This is a genomic window from Polaromonas sp. (genome assembly GCF_012927415.1).
GTDB lineage: Bacteria > Pseudomonadota > Gammaproteobacteria > Burkholderiales > Burkholderiaceae_C > Polaromonas.
The window spans coordinates 36,224-53,313 of sequence record NZ_JABBPF010000208.1 but is presented as its reverse complement, the minus strand read 5'-3'; the positions used below and the strand labels follow the sequence as shown (position 1 = coordinate 53,313).

Annotated in this window: 15 protein-coding genes and 2 pseudogenes; 7 read left to right on the top strand and 10 right to left on the bottom strand. The window is 60.2% G+C overall.

What is annotated here, in order from left to right:
- Window positions 1-107: 107 nt before the first annotated feature.
- Window positions 108-1,298, top strand: a pseudogene (locus HHJ19_RS17245) (PLP-dependent transferase).
- Between the two features lie 57 nt (window positions 1,299-1,355).
- Window positions 1,356-1,541, top strand: a complete 186-nt coding sequence (locus tag HHJ19_RS17240) for a hypothetical protein (protein WP_296909087.1) — start codon at window positions 1,356-1,358, stop codon at window positions 1,539-1,541.
- A 136-nt stretch (window positions 1,542-1,677) separates the two neighbouring features.
- On the opposite strand, the gene mnmH is transcribed toward HHJ19_RS17240, so the two are convergent.
- A complete protein-coding gene (mnmH, locus tag HHJ19_RS17235; RefSeq protein WP_296909086.1) occupies window positions 1,678-2,736 on the bottom strand; it encodes a tRNA 2-selenouridine(34) synthase MnmH in 1,059 nt (352 codons plus the stop codon).
- Window positions 2,733-3,461 carry an arylesterase gene (locus tag HHJ19_RS17230; protein WP_296909085.1) on the bottom strand — a complete coding sequence of 243 codons (729 nt, stop codon included), beginning with the start codon at window positions 3,459-3,461 and terminating at the stop codon, window positions 2,733-2,735. Before HHJ19_RS17230 ends, mnmH begins: the two co-directional genes overlap by 4 nt.
- On the opposite strand from HHJ19_RS17230, the gene HHJ19_RS17225 reads away from it, so the two are divergent.
- The 3 genes from HHJ19_RS17225 to rlmB all read left to right on the top strand — a co-directional run bounded on the left by HHJ19_RS17225 (window position 3,460) and on the right by rlmB (window position 6,136).
- Window positions 3,460-4,203 (top strand): ABC transporter ATP-binding protein, encoded by a 744-nt coding sequence (locus HHJ19_RS17225; protein WP_296909084.1) that lies wholly within the window; start codon window positions 3,460-3,462, stop codon window positions 4,201-4,203. The two genes, HHJ19_RS17230 and HHJ19_RS17225, sit on opposite strands and share 2 nt — an antisense overlap.
- A gap of 154 nt (window positions 4,204-4,357) precedes the next feature.
- Entirely contained in the window at window positions 4,358-5,134 is a 777-nt protein-coding gene (locus HHJ19_RS17220; protein WP_296909083.1) for a hypothetical protein, read from the top strand.
- A gap of 219 nt (window positions 5,135-5,353) precedes the next feature.
- Complete coding sequence (gene rlmB, locus HHJ19_RS17215) at window positions 5,354-6,136, top strand: 23S rRNA (guanosine(2251)-2'-O)-methyltransferase RlmB (protein ID WP_296909082.1); 783 nt, start codon at window positions 5,354-5,356, stop codon at window positions 6,134-6,136.
- Window position 6,137: 1 nt separating this feature from the next.
- On the opposite strand, the gene HHJ19_RS17210 is transcribed toward rlmB, so the two are convergent.
- The 7 genes and pseudogenes from HHJ19_RS17210 to HHJ19_RS17180 all read right to left on the bottom strand — a co-directional run bounded on the left by HHJ19_RS17210 (window position 6,138) and on the right by HHJ19_RS17180 (window position 13,772).
- Window positions 6,138-7,097: an aldo/keto reductase gene (locus HHJ19_RS17210; RefSeq protein ID WP_296909081.1), complete on the bottom strand. Its 960-nt coding sequence runs from the start codon at window positions 7,095-7,097 to the stop codon at window positions 6,138-6,140.
- A 22-nt stretch (window positions 7,098-7,119) separates the two neighbouring features.
- The gene (locus tag HHJ19_RS17205; protein WP_296909080.1) at window positions 7,120-7,704 is read right to left on the bottom strand and encodes a chromate transporter; all 585 of its coding nucleotides are present in this window, start codon (window positions 7,702-7,704) and stop codon (window positions 7,120-7,122) included.
- A complete protein-coding gene (locus HHJ19_RS17200) occupies window positions 7,701-8,276 on the bottom strand; it encodes a chromate transporter (RefSeq protein ID WP_296909079.1) in 576 nt (191 codons plus the stop codon). Before HHJ19_RS17200 ends, HHJ19_RS17205 begins: the two co-directional genes overlap by 4 nt.
- Window positions 8,277-8,520: 244 nt before the next feature.
- The gene (locus HHJ19_RS17195; protein WP_296909078.1) at window positions 8,521-9,300 is read right to left on the bottom strand and encodes an MBL fold metallo-hydrolase; all 780 of its coding nucleotides are present in this window, start codon (window positions 9,298-9,300) and stop codon (window positions 8,521-8,523) included.
- A gap of 325 nt (window positions 9,301-9,625) precedes the next feature.
- Window positions 9,626-10,369 (bottom strand): annotated as a pseudogene (gene fabG, locus HHJ19_RS17190) (3-oxoacyl-ACP reductase FabG).
- 46 nt (window positions 10,370-10,415) lie between these two features.
- A complete protein-coding gene (locus HHJ19_RS17185; RefSeq protein WP_296909077.1) occupies window positions 10,416-12,563 on the bottom strand; it encodes a 3-hydroxyacyl-CoA dehydrogenase NAD-binding domain-containing protein in 2,148 nt (715 codons plus the stop codon).
- A gap of 3 nt (window positions 12,564-12,566) precedes the next feature.
- Window positions 12,567-13,772 carry an acetyl-CoA C-acetyltransferase gene (locus HHJ19_RS17180; RefSeq protein WP_296909076.1) on the bottom strand — a complete coding sequence of 402 codons (1,206 nt, stop codon included), beginning with the start codon at window positions 13,770-13,772 and terminating at the stop codon, window positions 12,567-12,569.
- A gap of 97 nt (window positions 13,773-13,869) precedes the next feature.
- Between HHJ19_RS17180 and HHJ19_RS17175 the strand changes: the two genes are divergently transcribed.
- Complete coding sequence (locus HHJ19_RS17175) at window positions 13,870-15,033, top strand: acyl-CoA dehydrogenase family protein (protein WP_296909075.1); 1,164 nt, start codon at window positions 13,870-13,872, stop codon at window positions 15,031-15,033.
- Between the two features lie 96 nt (window positions 15,034-15,129).
- Here the strand turns inward: HHJ19_RS17175 and HHJ19_RS17170 are convergent, their stop codons facing one another.
- Window positions 15,130-16,182 carry an Ldh family oxidoreductase gene (locus HHJ19_RS17170; RefSeq protein WP_296909074.1) on the bottom strand — a complete coding sequence of 351 codons (1,053 nt, stop codon included), beginning with the start codon at window positions 16,180-16,182 and terminating at the stop codon, window positions 15,130-15,132.
- A gap of 227 nt (window positions 16,183-16,409) precedes the next feature.
- Here HHJ19_RS17170 and HHJ19_RS17165 point away from each other — a divergent pair, with 227 nt between their 5' ends.
- Window positions 16,410-17,078 (top strand): DsbA family oxidoreductase, encoded by a 669-nt coding sequence (locus HHJ19_RS17165; protein ID WP_296909073.1) that lies wholly within the window; start codon window positions 16,410-16,412, stop codon window positions 17,076-17,078.
- Window positions 17,079-17,090: the final 12 nt, after the last annotated feature.

The window sequence follows — 17,090 nt, the reverse complement described above, 5'->3', positions numbered from 1 at the left end:
TGGGGGCCATGAACGAAGCGCAGGGCCGCCCCAAACGAAGTTCAACCCCCTCGGGGGGCAGCGCAGTACGCGCAGCGACAAGCGTGGGGGCCAGTTAATATGGAGGCATGAGCGCCATATCCACCCAGCTGATTCACCATTCCTACACCCCGCCCGACGGGTTTGAAGCGGTCGCCCCCGGCGTTCACAAGGCTTCCACCATCATTTTTCCCAGCGTCGCGGCCATGCATGATCGCGACTGGAAGCGCAGGACAGCCTACACCTACGGCTTGCACGGCACGCCCACCACCTTCACTTTGGAAGCGCGCATGGCCACACTGGAAGGCGGTAGGCACTGCGTCCTTGCGCCCAGTGGCCTGGCGGCTGTGGCGCTGGTCGACATGGCTTTCCTCAAAACCGGCGACGAGATGCTGCTTCCCGATAACGCCTACGGCCCCGGCAAAACCTTTGCCGAAGGCGAGCTGGCGAACTGGGGCATCACTGTGCAGTTTTACGATGCCATGAATCCGCCGGATCTTGCGGCCAAACTGAGCCGCAAGACACGTCTGGTCTGGCTGGAAGCGCCGGGCTCCATCACGCTGGAGTTTCCGGACCTACCGGCGCTGGTGGCAGTTGTCCAGGCCCACAACGCCGCCGCCGGTCCGGCGCACCCGCGTGGCGCCGTGACGGTTCTTGACAACACCAGGGGCGCCGGGCGCGCTTTACACGCGTGAGAGCTGGGCGCCGACATTTCGGTGCAGGCGCTCACCAAATACCCCAGCGGTGGCGCCGATGTGCTGATGGGCTCGGTGGTGACGCGCGACGCTGCGCTTCATGACGCAATCCAGCTTTGCCACATGCGGCTGGGCTACAACGTGGGCGGCAACGATGCCGAGCTGGTGCTGCGAGGCCTGGGCAGCATAGCGCTGCGTTACGCGGCGCAAGACGCCAGCGCGCGCGCGCTGGCGGCCTGGCTGCAGACCCAGCCCCAGTTCGAGGCCGTGTTTCACCCTGCGCTGGCAGATTCGCCCGGCCACGCGGCCTGGAAGCGAGACTGCACCGGCGCGGCCTGTCTGTTCAGCGCAGTGTTCAAGCCCGCCTTCACGCAGCAGCAGATCAATCATTTTTGCGACAGCCTGCGGCTCTTCAAACTGGGCTACAGCTGGGCCGGCCCGATCAGCCTGTGCGTACCCTACAACATTCAGGCTGCGCGCAGCATGCCCTGGCCTTATCAGGGAGGTCTGGTTCGTTTCGCCGTGGGTCTTGAGGCGGTTGCGGACCTGCAGGCGGACATGCTCCAGGCGCTGCGCGGGTTATGACTGCCGCCCGAGACCAATGCATTACAGTACGGGTTAATTATTCACGAAAGCTAAGCTGTGGCAACTCCCAATTACTCCTACGAAAAGCGCCAGAAGGAGCTTGCGAAAAAACGAAAAAAAGAAGACAAGCTCAAGCGCAAGGGCGAAGGCAAACCCGATGATGGATCGGATGACGGCGAGCAGACAACGGACATGCCCCATGGCACCCCGCCCGATCTGCCGCCCACTGAATCCGCACCCTGAGTTTTTCAATACTTAGATTTTAAGAAAAAAGGCCGCGGGTCCAATAATTATCGGCATAGCTCGCTATATAAATAATAGCGGCTACAACCCTAAAAAACCGCCATCACCGTCACCGGTGATGGCGGTTTTTTTATCCTCAAGCCTCGCCAAGCAGCGACCGAGCCAGCTCGGTCATGGCGGCCGCGCTGTGGTCGCTCGGCGAAAGCTGGCTCGCCGTTGGATACTGCGCGAAGTTGCGCTGCATCGACTGCAGATAGACCGGGTCGTAATGCATCAGCAGCAATTCGCGCACCACCGACGCGACTTCGCCACTGCGCGCTCGCGCCTGCCAGTCCAGCACCATAGCCTTGCCGCGCGCCTCGGTCAGGGCCGCCAGGCGATCACAGAAAAACTCGATGTCCCTGACGAAAAAGTCGTAGTCCTCCAGCAGCAACGCAACGCGTTCGTCCTCGGCCAGCTGCAGGTTCAGGCAGGGGCTGGAGCGCATCGCCGAGATCAGGCCTTCGGGAACCGCCACATTGCCGACCTTCTTGCTTTCGCTTTCAATGTAAACGGGCCGCGCCGCATCAAAGCCGCGCAATGCCGCCCAGATACGGCTGTCAAAGGCTTTCTGGCTGGGCTGCGGCAGGCCCGGAATCACGCCTAGCACCGAACTCCGGTGATGTGCCAGCGCTTCCAGATCCAGCACCTGTGCACCCTGCTGGCCAAGCGCTTGCAAAAGGCGGGTCTTGCCCGAACCGGTGGGGCCGCAGATGACGCGGTAGCGGTAGCGCTCTGCCAGCTGCGGCAAATCGGCCACCAGCGCGGCCCTGAAGGCCTTGTAGCCGCCATCGACCAGCGTGACCTTGAAGCCGATCTGGTCGAGAATCAGCGCCAATGAGCCGCTGCGCTTGCCGCCGCGCCAGCAATACACCAGCGGCTGCCATTCTCTGGGTTTGTCAAGCACACCCTGCTGGATATGCTCTGCGATGTTCTTGGCAACCAGCGCCGCGCCGAGTTTTTTGGCCTCAAACTGGCTGATCTGCTTGTAACGGGTGCCGACGATCTTTCGTTCCTCGTCATGCAGGCTGGGCCAGTTCAACGCGCCGGGAAGATGGTCCTCGGCGTATTCGCCTTCGCTGCGCGCGTCGATGATGTCGGAAAAATCACCCAGCTGGTTGAGGGCGTCTTCGGCGGAAATGCGGTCCAGGCTCACTTGAGGAGTTTCTTCAGTTCAGGCCATACATTGGCCAGCATCCTGGCTTGCGACTGCTCATTGGGATGAATCCGGTCGGGCTGGAAGTTCGCGGTCGGGTCGTCCGTGTCGCCAACGCCCTTCAGGAAAAACGGCACCAGCGCCACTTTCTCAGCCTTGGCGACCTTGGTGAAAAGGCCGGCAAAGCTGGCGCCATAAGCCGCGCCATAGTTGGGTGGCACCTGCATGCCGACCAGCAGCACTTTCGCGCCCGACTTTTTTGCCGCCTGCGTCATGGCGCTCAGGTTTTTCTCGCTCAGGTCGAGCGGCAAGCCACGCAGAGCGTCATTGCCGCCCAGTTCGATCACCACGGTGGCGGGTTTGTATTGCGTCAACAAGGCGGACAAGCGCGAACGTCCGCCGGAGGTAGTGTCGCCGCTGATGCTCGCGTTGACGACCTTCACAATTATCTTTTCGCCAGCCAGCTGTTTTTCTAGCAGGGGCACCCAGCCGGTGCCGCGCTTGAGACCGTACTCGGCGCTCAAGGAATCGCCGACGATCAAAATCACCGGAGCTGGCTGCGGTTTGGTCTGCGCAGGGATCTGGGCGGACGCAAGGCCGGGGGCGCCCAGCAGGCCGACAGCCAACAGCACAGCCAGGGACTTGCCTCCGATATATCGCAGCACGGCCTCAAGCTTGCTACAGTCGGCAAACACGAATTTAAAGTTTTCAGATAAGGATGACATGTTTGAACCTGTGGTTTCTGTGAGGGGCGACACTTCTTCAACGTCCGCCACGACATCGGCGTCTTCTGCTTCTGTAATTGTTTCCGTTGAGCATGTTTTCAAGTCGGTCACCGACTCCACCGGCACATTGACCATTTTGCGCGATATTGATTTCGCGCTGAACGCCCGTGAAACCGCTGCCATTGTCGGTGCCTCCGGCTCTGGCAAAAGCACGTTGCTGTCCATCATTGCCGGGCTGGATACGCCGACGCAGGGCACGGTTCGGCTGGCGGGGCAGGACCTGTTCGCGCTGAGTGAGGACGACCGCGCCGCCTTGCGCGCACAAAAAGTGGGTTTTGTCTTTCAGAGTTTTCAGCTCATGGGTAATTTGTCGGCGCTTGAAAACGTCATGCTGCCGCTTGAATTATCGGGCGTGCGGCAGGCGCGCGCGCTGGCCACCGACATGCTCAAGCGGGTTGGCCTTGCCGAGCGCTTGGGCCACTATCCCAAGGTGCTGTCGGGCGGCGAGCAGCAGCGTGTGGCGCTGGCGCGGGCCTTTGTCGTCAAGCCCGCCGTGCTGCTGGCCGATGAACCAACCGGCAGCCTGGACTTTGCCACCGGCGAGACGGTGATGAAGCTGATGTTTGAGCTCAACCAGGAGCAGGGTACGACGCTGGTGCTGGTCACGCACGACCCTGCGATCGCGGCGCGCTGCGAGCGGCGCATCACCATCGAGGCGGGGCGGCTTGTGCCTGGCGGTTAAGTGCTGAAAAGGGCTTTGGTCCATGTTTTATGGGCATAAGTAGCTATCAAAAATGTAGCAATTGAATACACGAAGGAAATTCAGGCCGCAGAATCGGAAGTAAAGCCAGTAAACAAGTCTGGAAACATCTCCGCAACAGTCACAAGGAACCACCATGAACACCAGGGCACTCAAAACGATCAAGGCACTTGCCATGTCAGGGGTGCTGGCATTGGCAGCTTGCGGCGGTGGCGGTAGTAGCAACACTGCGCCTGGTCCTTCTGCCAACGCGGAAGGCCTGTGGAGCGGAAGCACCAGCACATCCCGCTCGGTAACGGCCATTGTTCTTGACAATGGCAGCTATTGGTTCCTGTACTCCGTGCCCCGTGTCAACGCTGTCGTCGCCGGCTTCATACAGGGCACTGGTAATGCCGCGCTCGACGGCAGTTTTTCCTCGACCGACGGCGTTGACTTCAATCTCGAGGGGAGGGGCATCAATAACGCCACGCTGGCCGCCAGCTTTGTGGCCAGGCAAAGCTTCAATGGCTCGGTAAGCTACGCCAGCGCGAATCCGCCATTCACATTTACAAGCTCGTACAACGCGGACTACGACCAGACCCCAAGCCTGTCAGCAATCGCCGGCAGTTATGCGGGCATCGCTTCCGTTGCGGGCGGCACCGAGGCGACAACCATCACCATCAGTCCGCAGGGAGTAATTGCCGGCACCGGCCTGACAGCCAGCGCTTGCCAGTTTGTGGGCACTGCCGTGCCGCGCACAAAAGGCAATCTCTACGATCTGTCAATGGTCGTTTCTGGCGGAGGCGCTTGCGCCAGCGGTACCAGCGCGGTCAGTGGCATCGCCTACTTTGATACGGGCTCAAAACGTCTTTACCTGGCCGCGCTCAACAAATCCCGGAGTAGCGGCCTCAGCTTCGTCGGTATCAAGCCTTGAGGGCGGAAGCGGTTGCAGGCTATTCCGATCAGATTTTTGCCATTCGCTGAACGACCCGCAATATCCAAGTTTGCCAAGTTCGCCAGGATCCCGGATCGCTTGTTGAATATCTGCCTTGATCTTCGACCCATTTACAGGGTCCAGCGCTTGAGTACGCTGCAGGGGATCTTGTCTGCAATCCGCATCCGGCCTCCCAAGTCAAGCAGCGATAATCCCTGCATGTCTTCTTCCCCCAAAGTTCTTTTCGGTTTTCATGCCGTCGGCGTGCGACTCAAAACCGCCCCCAAGTCGGTTTTGGAAGTCTTTTTCGACGTGTCGCGCCGCGATGCCCGCATGCGCCAGTTCACCGATCGGGCCCGCGAGGCCGGTGTGCGGTTGATCGAGTCTGATGGCCTGCGGCTGGCCAAGATGTGTGGCAGCCATGGCCACCAGGGCGTGGTGGCGCGGGTCGACGCCGTGTCACAGGTCACATCGCTCGACGAATTACTGGAGCAGCTTGAAGCGGCGGGCATCGCCCAGCCTTTGCTCCTGGTGCTTGACGGCGTGACCGATCCGCACAATCTGGGTGCCTGCCTGCGGGTGGCTGACGGTGCGGGCGCGCAGGCCGTGATTGCTCCCAAGGACCATGCCGCTGGAATCAACGCCATTGTCGCCAAGGTCGCCAGCGGTGCCGCCGAGACGGTGCCCTATTTCATGGTGACCAATCTGGCCCGTACGCTGAACGAGCTCAAAGAGCGCAATATCCGGTGTATTGGCACCAGCGATGATGCTGAAAAGACGATTTACGACATGGACCTGACTGGTCCGGTCGCGCTGATTCTGGGTGCCGAGGGCGAAGGCATGCGCCAGCTCACGCGCAAGACCTGCGACGAGTTGGTCAGCATTCCGATGCGCGGCGCGGTGGAAAGCCTGAATGTGTCGGTTGCCAGTGGCGTTTGCCTGTATGAGGCTTTGCGCCAGCGCAGTACCCAAGTGGTTCAGGCGGCTTCGGCCACACCATAAATCAGGCACTTGCCTGGTTCAGTGCTGCCATCGCCTCTTCATCCAGCGTGAGCCGGGTGGCGGCCACCAGCTCGGCCAGCTGTGCCAGTGAGGTGGCACTGACAATCGGCGAGGTAACCGCAGGTTGCGCCATTAACCAGGCGATGGCGACCTGCGCTGGCGTTCTGCCGTAGCGCGTTGCCACGCCGTCCAGCGCCGAAAGGATGCGCAGCCCGCGCTGATTCAGGTATTTGGCCGTGGTGCTGGGGCCTCGCGCGCTTTTTTCGGCATCGGCCGCCTTGCGGTATTTGCCCGTCAGGAAGCCGGCCGCCAGCGTATAAAAATTGATCACCCCCACGCCCTGCTTGAGGCATAGCGACGCAAGCTCGTCTTCGAATACGGCCCGGTCGTACAGGTTGTACAGCGGCTGTAGGGTTTCATAGCGAGGCAGGTCGTTGCGTGCGCTGATTTCTAGCGCTTCGGCCAGTCGCGGTGCACTGTAGTTTGAGGCGCCTATGGCGCGCACCTTGCCCGCATTGATCAGTTCGCCAAAGGCGGCCAGTGTTTCTGCCAGCGGCGTGTCGGCATCGTCGTCGTGCGATTGGAAGAGGTCGATATGGTCGGTCTGCAGGCGGCGCAGCGAGTCTTCCACCGCCTGGCGGATGTAAGCAGGTTTCAGCCCCCGTTTGCCAGGCCCCATCGGCTTGCCGACCTTGGTGGCAATGACCACGCGATCGCGCTTGCCGCTTTGTTTCAGCCATTTGCCAATCACGGTTTCTGACTCGCCGCCGCTGTGGCCGGGCACCCAGGACGAGTACACATCGGCCGTGTCGATGAAATTGAAACCCGCATCGACCCATGCATCGAGCAAGCAAAACGAGGTCGCCTCGTCAACCGTCCAGCCGAAGACATTGCCGCCAAAGGCAAGCGGGGAAACCTGAAGGCCGGAGCGGCCCAGTTCGCGGTAGTGAGGATGTTTCATGCGGAGTGCTCGATGTTGGCGATTAAATGAGCCCGTACCAACCCAGCAGCGCGCCCGCGCCAAGCAGCCAGAGCAGGTGTATTTTTGTACGCCAGACGATCACGGCGGTCACGACCGTCAGCAGCCAGACCGGCCAGTCTTTCAGCGAGCTCGCATTAACCGTGGTCAGAATCCAGCCGGTAGCGATCAGCAGCGCCACCACGATGGGCGCCATGCCCTGCTTGAAAGCGCGCACTGCCGGCATCTCGCGATTTCGGTGACCCCATTGGGCGGCGGCATAGGTCAGGATGGTACTAGGGATCAAAATGCCCAGCATGGCCAGCGCAACGCCGAGCAAACCGGTCAGCATTCCGCCCGCGTTCATGCCTACATTCCAGCCGAGCAGGGCGACAAACAGCACATTGGGGCCTGGCGCGGCCTGCGCGATGGCAATCGAGGCGTTGAACTGCGCGTCGCTCAGCCAATGTTGCTGCTCCACCAGAAAGCGGTGCATGTCAGGTGCGGTCGTGATGGCGCCGCCAATCGAGAGCAGCGACAGCGTCAGGTAATGAAGAAACAGGCTGAACCATTCCTGCAGGCCAAAAACCACCGGAATTGACTCAGTCACGGCTTGAGCTTTTGATAAACCAGCACGCACGCCACGCTGCCCAGGCCAAACAGCACATAGAACAGGGGCCAGCGCAGCAGCGCGACAGCGACAAAACAAAGCACGCCAAAGACCACGCACAGTTTTGTGCCGAGCGCGTTCTGCCGCAAGGTGCCAAAAAGTTTGACACCGGTGGCTGCAATCAGCCCTGCAGCCACAGCGCCCATCCCGCGCAGGGCACCCGCCACGCCAGGGTGGTCAGCAAACTGGGCATACACCAGCGCCAGCAACAGCACAAGTATCAGCGGCACCGTGAGCATGCCGGCCAGCGCGGCCATCGCGCCTTTCAGCCCGAAGTAGCGCGCACCTATCATCATTGAGAGGTTGACCACGTTGGGACCGGGCATGATTTGCGCCACCGCCCAGTCTTCAACGAACTCCTCGCCCGTCATCCAGCGTTTTTTTTCCACCAGCTCGCGCTGCACGATGGCCAGCACGCCGCCAAAGCCCTGCAGCGCCAGCAGGGTAAATGACACAAAGAGGTCGGACAGCGATTGGGGTTGCGGATGATCTTGCGTCGGCAGGGAACTCATGAGCTCGATTGTCGTCGCTCGCCAAGGGCGTAACGGCACAGGAGTGAAAAAGTCAGTGTGCTTCTAAAAAAATAGCCACCGATGCCCGATTCGAGAAGGCCCCGGTCCTGACCAGCCAGTAACGTGTTGCCACGCGCGCGTTGGCGACCCCGGACAATTCCGGCAAGTTTTGCGAGGTGGGGGTTGGTGAGGACACTCGCGTCAGTTAGCTTTGCTTTCAAGGCAACCCATATGCGACGCAGGATCAGCCCCGCTTGTCGGTGCGGCGTAAGTAGGCCTGTGCGATATGGGTCAGGCGATCGGCACCGAAACTTCCGTCATGGCCGCCATGCACTACGGTAACCGGCAGCGTGAGCAGCCGTTCCATCGTGCGCCGATAGACGGCGATGTCAGCGCCAGGGATTTCGTCCAGCAACGGCCCGTCATAAATAGCGTCGCCCGAAAACAGGATACCGGTCACCGCCTCCCAAAGACCGATACTCCCTGGCGAATGGCCAGGCAGGTGCAATACTTCGAACGCCCGGTTCCCCAAATCGATGACGTCGCCTTCGACCAGAACCCGCGTCGGCGCAACTCCCTGCTGGCGATGGTTGCCAGGCAGATAACCCCGATAAGGCGCGGCCGTTAACAGGCCACCAGCGATGTCGTAGCCGACCTGCGCTAGTCTGGCTCGAGCGCGGTCGTCATAGTCTGCCAGATCTAGCGAATAGGACTCGCGGCCCTTCAAGAGGCTGTCGGCTTCGTCCTGGTGAATCAGGCGCGCGTCGAATTCGTGCAAGCCACCGACATGGTCGGCATGCGCATGGGTTGCGACCGCCAGTAGCGACTTGTCAAAGAGGTCATGCGCAGCCGCGCGCAGGCTCGCTACCCCCAGGCCTGTGTCCACCAGCAAGTCGGCTTCGCGGCCGCGGAGATGCCAGATGTTGCAACGTAGCAAAGGATGGACGTGCGGCTCCCAGATCAGGGTCAGGTCACCATCCACCATGCGCCGCTCAAACCACGGCTCGGCCAAGGGTAGGTTCATGTGAGTTTGCTTCAGGCGGGAATTTCGGCATTTGCCAGTGCTCGGCGCACCGGATTTAGCGTCCCGCAGACTTGGCGTAAACGCCAGAAGAAAGATAAAAGAAACAGGGGGTAAATGCGGACTGCCTTGACGGTTACCTTCGCGGCAATGTCCTCGCCAAAAAAACGGTTAAACCCGACAGAGGGTTTTTGGCGGGCTGCGATCAATCGAGCGGGAAATAGTGAACTTATCATGCGCTTATCGTCAATGAATTATCTGGTTTTGTCCACAGGGTGCCGGATGCATCCACTGGATTAATGATCTATTTATGCGTGCCGCTCGTCATTCAAACCGTCATTCCGCCCGATACCTCGATCACTGCGCCATTGACATAGCTGGCCTCGTCGCTTGCCAGAAAGGCGTACACATTGGCAATTTCCACAGGCTGGCCCAAACGCTTGAGGGGCACGCGGCTTTCCATTTCAGTCAGGACGATTTTGGGAATGGTGGCCAGAATCGGCGTGGCGATGAAGCCCGGTGCCACGTCATTTACCCGAATGCCTTTGGGGCCCAGCTCACGGCTCCAGGTCTTGGTAAAACCGATCACGCCAAACTTGCTGGCGGCATAGTTGGTCTGGCCAAAGTTGCCGTAAACGCCCACCACCGAGCTGGCATTGAGGATCACGCCCTGACCTTGGGCCACCATGGTGTCTGCGACCGCCTGCGCGCAATGAAGCAAACCGCGCAGGTTGACGTCAACCACGCGGTCGAATTGTTCGATCGTCATCTTGACGAGCCGCGCGTCTTAGGTGATGCCGGCGTTGTTGACCAGCACGTCGATGCGGCCGAACTGTGCCTTGACCTTGGACACCACGGCGTCCACCATGCCGCGTTGCGTCACATCCATGAGATAGCCCACGGCCTGCACGCCCAGCGCCATGCACTGCCTGACGGCCTCGTCAATGGAAGACTGTTTAACGTCGCAGATGACGACGTTGGCGCCTTCTTCAGCAAACTTTAGCGCGGTGGCCAGACCGATCCCCTGCGCTGCGCCAGTAATGATACTGACCTTGTTCTTGAGTCTTTGCATGAGCGGCAAATAAAGGAGGGTGAAAAAATAAATTAAATCAATGACATCAATAAACCGGCTGATGCTGGCGGATTGACGCCTTCACCGCATCGGTTAGCAAAAAGCCGGGGCCGAAAGTAATCGACAGTATGTCGCAGCGGGTGGTAAATGTCTCCACGCCCATCCCGTAAATGAACTGCATTGCGCCGCCGGTCCAAGCCGGAAAGCCGATGCCGAAGATCGAACCGATGTTTGCATCATGCACGCTGCCGAGCACGCCTTCGCTCAGGCAACGAGCGGTTTCAACCGCTTGACGGTAGAGCAGCCGGTCTTTGAGCTCGTTGATGTCCCAAACCGTCTGCGGCTTCTCGAACAGGGCTTTCAGTTCCGGCCACAGCGATTTCCTGGCGCCTTTTTCCGCCGGGTAGTCATAAAAGCCGCCACCCGCCGCGCGGCCGCTGCGCTTGAGTTCCTTGACCATGCGCTCGACCAGCAGCTCGCCCGGTGTTGCCGTGTAAGTCTTGCCTTCTGCGATGAAGTCGGCACGTGTCTGCTCCAGCACATGAACGCTCAAAGAAAGTGCGGTTTCGTCGAGCACGGCCAGTGGCCCGACCGGCATGCCGGCCTGGATGCCGGCGTTTTCAATCGCTGCGGCCGGAATACCTTCGCCCAGCATGGCTGCGCCCTCCATGACAAAAGTGCCAAAGGTCCGGCTGGTATAAAAGCCGCGTGAATCATTCACCACGATTGGAATCTTGCCCAGTGCCTGCACATAGTCAAAGGCGCGCGCCACTGTCTCATCATCGGTCTGCCGGCCACGAATGATTTCAACCAGCTTCATCTTGTCGACCGGACTGAAGAAGTGAATACCTATGAATTTTTCGGGTCTGGCGCTGGCTGTGGCCAGGCCACTGATGGGCAAAGTGGAGGTGTTCGATGCAAAAAAGCCACCGGGCGTCAATAAAGGTTCCGCTTCCTGAGTGACCTGGGCTTTCAGTTCGCGGCTTTCAAACACCGCTTCGATGATCAGGTCGCAGCCGGTCAGGTCCACCATGTGGTCAGTGCCCGTAATGCGTGAGAGCAGGGCGGTTTGCTCGGCGGAATTCATGCGGCCCTTGTCAACGCGCTGCTGGGTGGTTTTCTCGCTCCAGGCCTTGCCGGTATCGGCTTTTTCCTGGCTCACATCCTTGAGTACGGTGGTGATGCCGTTGCTGGCCTGGGCGTAGGCAATGCCCGCGCCCATCATGCCTGCACCGACGATGCCGACCTTTTTCGGCTTGAACCTTGGGATACCTTTGGGCCGCGACTGCCCACTCTTGATGGCATTGAGGTTAAAGAAAAAAGTGTTGATCATGGCTTTGGCGTTGCGGCCCGTCATAAGCCTGGCCAGGTAGCGGCTTTCGATACGCAAGGCGGTTTCCATGTCGACCAGCGCGCCTTCAACCATGCACGCCAGGATGGCTTCAGGCGCGGGGTAAAGGCCGCGCGTCTGTTTTTTCAGCATGGCCGGTGCCACGCTCAGCGCGGCAGCTATTTTTGAATTGGCTGGCGTGCCGCCCGGGATCTTGTAGTCTTTGGCGTCCCAGGGATGCTGGGCTGCCGGGTTGGCGGCAATCCAGCTTAACGCCTTGGCTCGCAGCTCCGCAGCGTCGGCTGCCAGTTCATGCACCAGTCCCAGTTCCAGTGCTTCTCGCGGGCCGAAAGTCTTGCCTTCCATCAGGTAGGGCTGGGCCGCCAACAGGCCCAGATGCCGCGTCATCTTGGTAACGCCGCTGGCGCCGGGCATCAGGCCCAGCGTGACTTCGGGCAGGCCAAACAGGATCTTGGCGTCATCCAGCGCCACGCGGTAATGCCCTACCAGCGCAACTTCCCAGCCGCCGCCGAGTGCCGTGCCATTGAGACAGCTCACCACCGGCTTGCCCAGTGTTTCCAGTGCGCGAAAGTTGTGCTTCATGCGCTCCACCTCGGCATACGCTGCGGGCGCATCGGAGGGCTGCAGACGCATCACGGCCCTGAGGTCGGCGCCGGCGAAAAAAGTGTTTTTTGCCGAGGCCAGGACGATGCCCGTGATGGCGTCTTTCCCGTTGATGATTTGCGCGGTGACTTCGTTCAGGTCGTCCTGCCATTGCCGGCACATGGTGTTGACGGGTGAGCCGGGCTCGTCAAAGGTGAGGGTGGCAATGCCCTGGCTCAGTTCGTACTGGATAGTTTGCATGACTCAGATTCTTTCCACGATGGTTGCAATCCCCATGCCGCCGCCCACGCAGAGCGTAGCCATGCCGTAACGCAAATTTCTCCGCTGCAACTCATCGATCAGCGTGCCCAGAATCATCGCGCCGGTCGCACCCAGCGGATGGCCCATCGCAATCGCGCCGCCGTTGACATTGACCTTGTCATGCGGCACTTTCATTTCTTTCATGAAGCGCATCACCACGGCGGCAAAGGCTTCGTTGACTTCAAACAGGTCGATCTGCTCTACCGTCATGCCGGCCCTGGCCAGCGCCTTGCGCGCCGCCGGCATCGGTCCCGTCAGCATGATGGTCGGGTCGGCGCCGCTAAGCGCTGCTGCAACAACGCGCGCCCGGGGTTTCAGGCCATGGGTCTTGCCCGCGGTTTCAGAGCCAATCAGCACGGCCGCTGCGCCATCGACAATGCCTGACGAATTGCCGGCGTGATGCAGATGGTGGATGCGCTCGACCTGCGGGTAACGCTGCAGCGCCACGCTGTCAAAGCCCATCGCACCGAGTTGTTCAAACGCCGGTTTGAGCGATGCCAGCCCTTCCAGCGTGCTGTGGGGTTTGATGAACTCGTCGTGGTCCAGAATGGTCTGGCCGATGGCATCGAGGACCGGCACCACCGAGGGCGAAAAATAGCCGGCGTCCCGAGCTTTGCTGGCGCGCTGCTGGCTCTGCAGCGCGAAGGCATCGACATCAGCGCGGCTAAACCCTTCAATCGTGGCAATCAGGTCGGCGCCTATGCCCTGCGGCACAAACAGCGTGGCGCTGTTGGTTTCCGGGTCTTGCGCCCAGGCGCCGCCGTCAGCCCCCAGCGGCACGCGGCTCATGCTTTCAACGCCGCCGGCGACCACCAGGTCTTCCCAGCCCGATCGCACTTTTTGCGCCGCCATGTTCACCGCTTCCAGGCCGGAGGCGCAAAAGCGGTTGATCTGCACGCCCGAGGCGCGAAAGTCCCAACCCGCTTTGAGCGCTGCCACCTTGGCGATGACGGAACCCTGTTCGCCCACTGGCGACACCACGCCCATCACCACGTCGTCAATGGCTGCCGTGTCAAAGCCGTTGCGCCGCTGCAGCTCGGTCAGCACGCCGGCCAGCAGGTTGACGGGCTTGACCTCATGCAGGCTGCCGTCTTTTTTACCTTTGCCGCGCGGCGTGCGAATGGCGTCGTAGATGAATGCTTCTGTCATGGTGGCTTTCTTCAAATAAGGGGGCTTATTAAAGTATATTGATTTCGCAAAGCAGTTGCTTTTCGTAAATTATCCGCCAACTCTTTTAAGGTGACCCATGATTGAACGCAGTCTTTTTAACCTTGATCATGAAGCCTTTCGCGATGCTTTTCGACGCTTCATGGACAAGGAAATCGCGCCCTTTCATGCAGATTGGGAAGAACAGGGTTATGTGGACCGAGCAGTGTGGAACAAGGCCGGCAGCAACGGTTTTTTGTGCATGACCATGCCGGAGGCCTACGGCGGATCGGGTGCCGACAAACTGTATTCGGTGGTTCAGATGGAAGAGCTGGCGCGTGCCGGCTTCAGCGGCATAGGCTATGGGCTGCACAGCGAAATCGTCGCCCCCTATATTCTTCACTACGGGACCGAGGCGCAAAAGCAGAAATACCTGCCCAAACTGGCTAGCGGCGAAATGATCGGTGCCATTGCCATGAGCGAGCCCTCGGCGGGCTCGGACCTGCAAGGCGTAAAAACGGCCGCGCTCAAGCAGCCCGACGGCAGCTATCTGCTCAATGGCAGCAAGACCTTTATTACCAACGGCTGGCATGCTGACCTGGTGATCGTCGTTGCCAAAACGATGCCGGCGGCGGGTGCCAAAGGAACCAGCTTACTGCTGCTGGAGCGTGGCATGGCAGGTTTTGAGGCTGGCAAACGTTTGAAGAAACTGGGCCTGAAAGCGCAGGACACTTCTGAACTGTTCTTTAACGACGTCAGGGTTCCCGCAGAGAATCTGCTTGGCGGCGCTGCGCAGGAGAACAGGGGCTTCATCTGCCTGATGGAGCAATTGCCCTGGGAGCGCCTGCAAATCGCCATCACAGCAGTTGCTTCGGCACAAGCCGCGATTGACTGGACGGTGGTGTATGTGAAAGAGCGCAAGGTGTTTGGCCAGCCGGTGGCCAATTTCCAGAACACGCGCTACAAGCTGGCCGAGCTGCAGACGGAAGTTCAGGTGGCGCGTGTGTTTGTCGATAAATGCGTTGAACTGGTGGCTCAGGACAAGCTGGACACGGCCACGGCCAGTATGGCCAAGTACTGGTGCAGCGACCTTCAGTGCAAAGTAATGGACGAATGCTTGCAGCTTTTTGGCGGCTACGGTTATATGTGGGAATATCCCATCACCCGTGCCTACGCCGACGCCAGGGTTCAGCGCATTTACGGCGGCACCAACGAAATCATGAAAGAGGTGATTTCGCGCGCGATCGGGCTGGGCGCAAAGTAAGGGCAAAAATGGTTTTCCGTGCATCCTGGCCTTGCAGCCGTGGCAGCGCTGTCTTGCCGGCGCCAGCTTGATCAGCAAGCACCGGCCGTTGATTCTTCAAATGGCAGTCGGTTGCATCACGGCGAGTTTTGCCGCCCAACTTGCCAGCGAAGGCATGATGGCCGGGTAAAGTTCAACGCCGCCAGCCATCTGCCGGGCGGCCAGGGCAATGCCTTTTTCGCCCGGCATTCTGACCGGGACGTTTTGGAGTGCCGGACGTGAGGCGTGGCAGGCCGCGCTGACGTGGCCGGTTTGCCGGTTAAAGGCGTCCAGTCCCGCAAAGGCGCGTGGATCCATGATTTGCAGAAATACGGTCGCGCCCCAGCCTTCCCTGGCGTCCGCCCGCCCATGACCCGCCAGACCGCCGGTCAGTGCTTCCACCAGCAGGCTCAGCCCGTAGCCTTTGTGGCCAGAGTCCATGCCGCCCAGCGGCAGGATGGTTCCCTTGGGTTGGGCAAACAGCACGGCCGGGTCATCGCCAGGCATGCCCTCGCCGTCCATCACCCATCGGGCCGGAAGGCACTGGCCTTCCTTGTGCAAACGGTTGGTCAGACCGTTGGTGGTGGCGGAGGTCGATACATCGACCAGCACCGGAATGCCGCCGGTGGGAATCCCAGCCGAGATCGGGTTGGGTGAAAAGACGGCGTCCAGTCCGCCAAAAGGGGCGACGCTTTCTGCATTCGGGTCCGAGCAGGTCAGTAGCATTAAGAAGCCTTGATCGGTCGCCCGTTTCAGATAGGCCGCAAGACAGGCAATGTGATGGCTGCGGCGAATTACTACGGTGCAGGTACCCAGCGCTGCGGCGCGTTCCATGGCCAGTTTCATCGCCTGGAGCACCAGCCAGGGACCGGCTAAGCGTCGCCCGTCCCATGTAACGGCGGCGGGGTAATCTGCAAGCACCGTCGGCTGGCCATGCCGGAGCATGGAGCCGGACTCAAGTTCGCCGAGGTCGCCTCCCCGAAGAGCCAGTCCATGGGTGTTATGCCCCATCAGGTCGCCCTCGACCAGAATGTCGGCGACAGCCTGGGCTTTGCTCTGTTCCAGGCCAGCGGCGGTGAGCAGCGCGTCGGCGAAATTGACGAGGTCTGCATGGTGGTATCGAGTGGACATGGGATGGTCTTTCTACGTATTGTGGGCAGGCTCGGGGTTGCGCTCGAGCGCATGGCAGGACCTCTGTCAATCCGGAAGCGGGCAGCGACCAGCGCTTGTTTATGTGGTTGGGGCGGACTCGATTCCAGGCGGCAAAAGGAAAAATTACTTGAATAGTTCAGGGTGCAGCACAAGCTAAAAGCTTGAGTCGCAAAATGAGGTTTGCGCGAAATTTAAAGAGGCACTCCATGACTACACCGCTAAAAATCGATTTCGTTTCCGATATTTCCTGCCCTTGGTGCGCGATTGGCCTGAAGTCGCTGGATCAGGCGCTTGAGCGCGTGGCTGGCGACATCCGGGTCGAACTGCATTTTCAGCCCTTCGAGCTCAATCCCCAGATGGGTCCGGCTGGCCAGGAAATCACCGAGCACATCACCGAAAAGTATGGCATGACGTCCGAGCAAGCCGATGCCAACCGTGAAAACATCCGCCTTCGCGGCGAGCAGCTTGGCTTCAGCTTCAGCAAGGCGGATCAGCCGGGTGGCGGGCGGAGCCGGATCTACAACACCTTTGATGCACATCGCCTGCTGCATTGGGCCGGGCTTGAGGGCGCGGGCAAACAGCGCGCTTTAAAGGAGGCGCTGCTCAAAGCCTACTTTACCGATGGCGAGAACCCTGCATCACACGACGTGCTGACGCGTGTGGCCGGCGAGGTGGGACTCGACACCGCGCGTGCCCAAGAGCTTCTGGCGTCAAACCTTTTCGCTGACGAAGTGCGCGAACGCGAGCAGTTTTATCTGACGCAGGGAATTCATTCCGTACCCGCCGTTATCATTAATGACCGTCACCTGATTTCTGGTGGCCAGCCGCCCGAGGTGTTTGAGCAGGCGCTACGCCAGATTGCAGCGGCGGGCTGATTCGCCAATCGG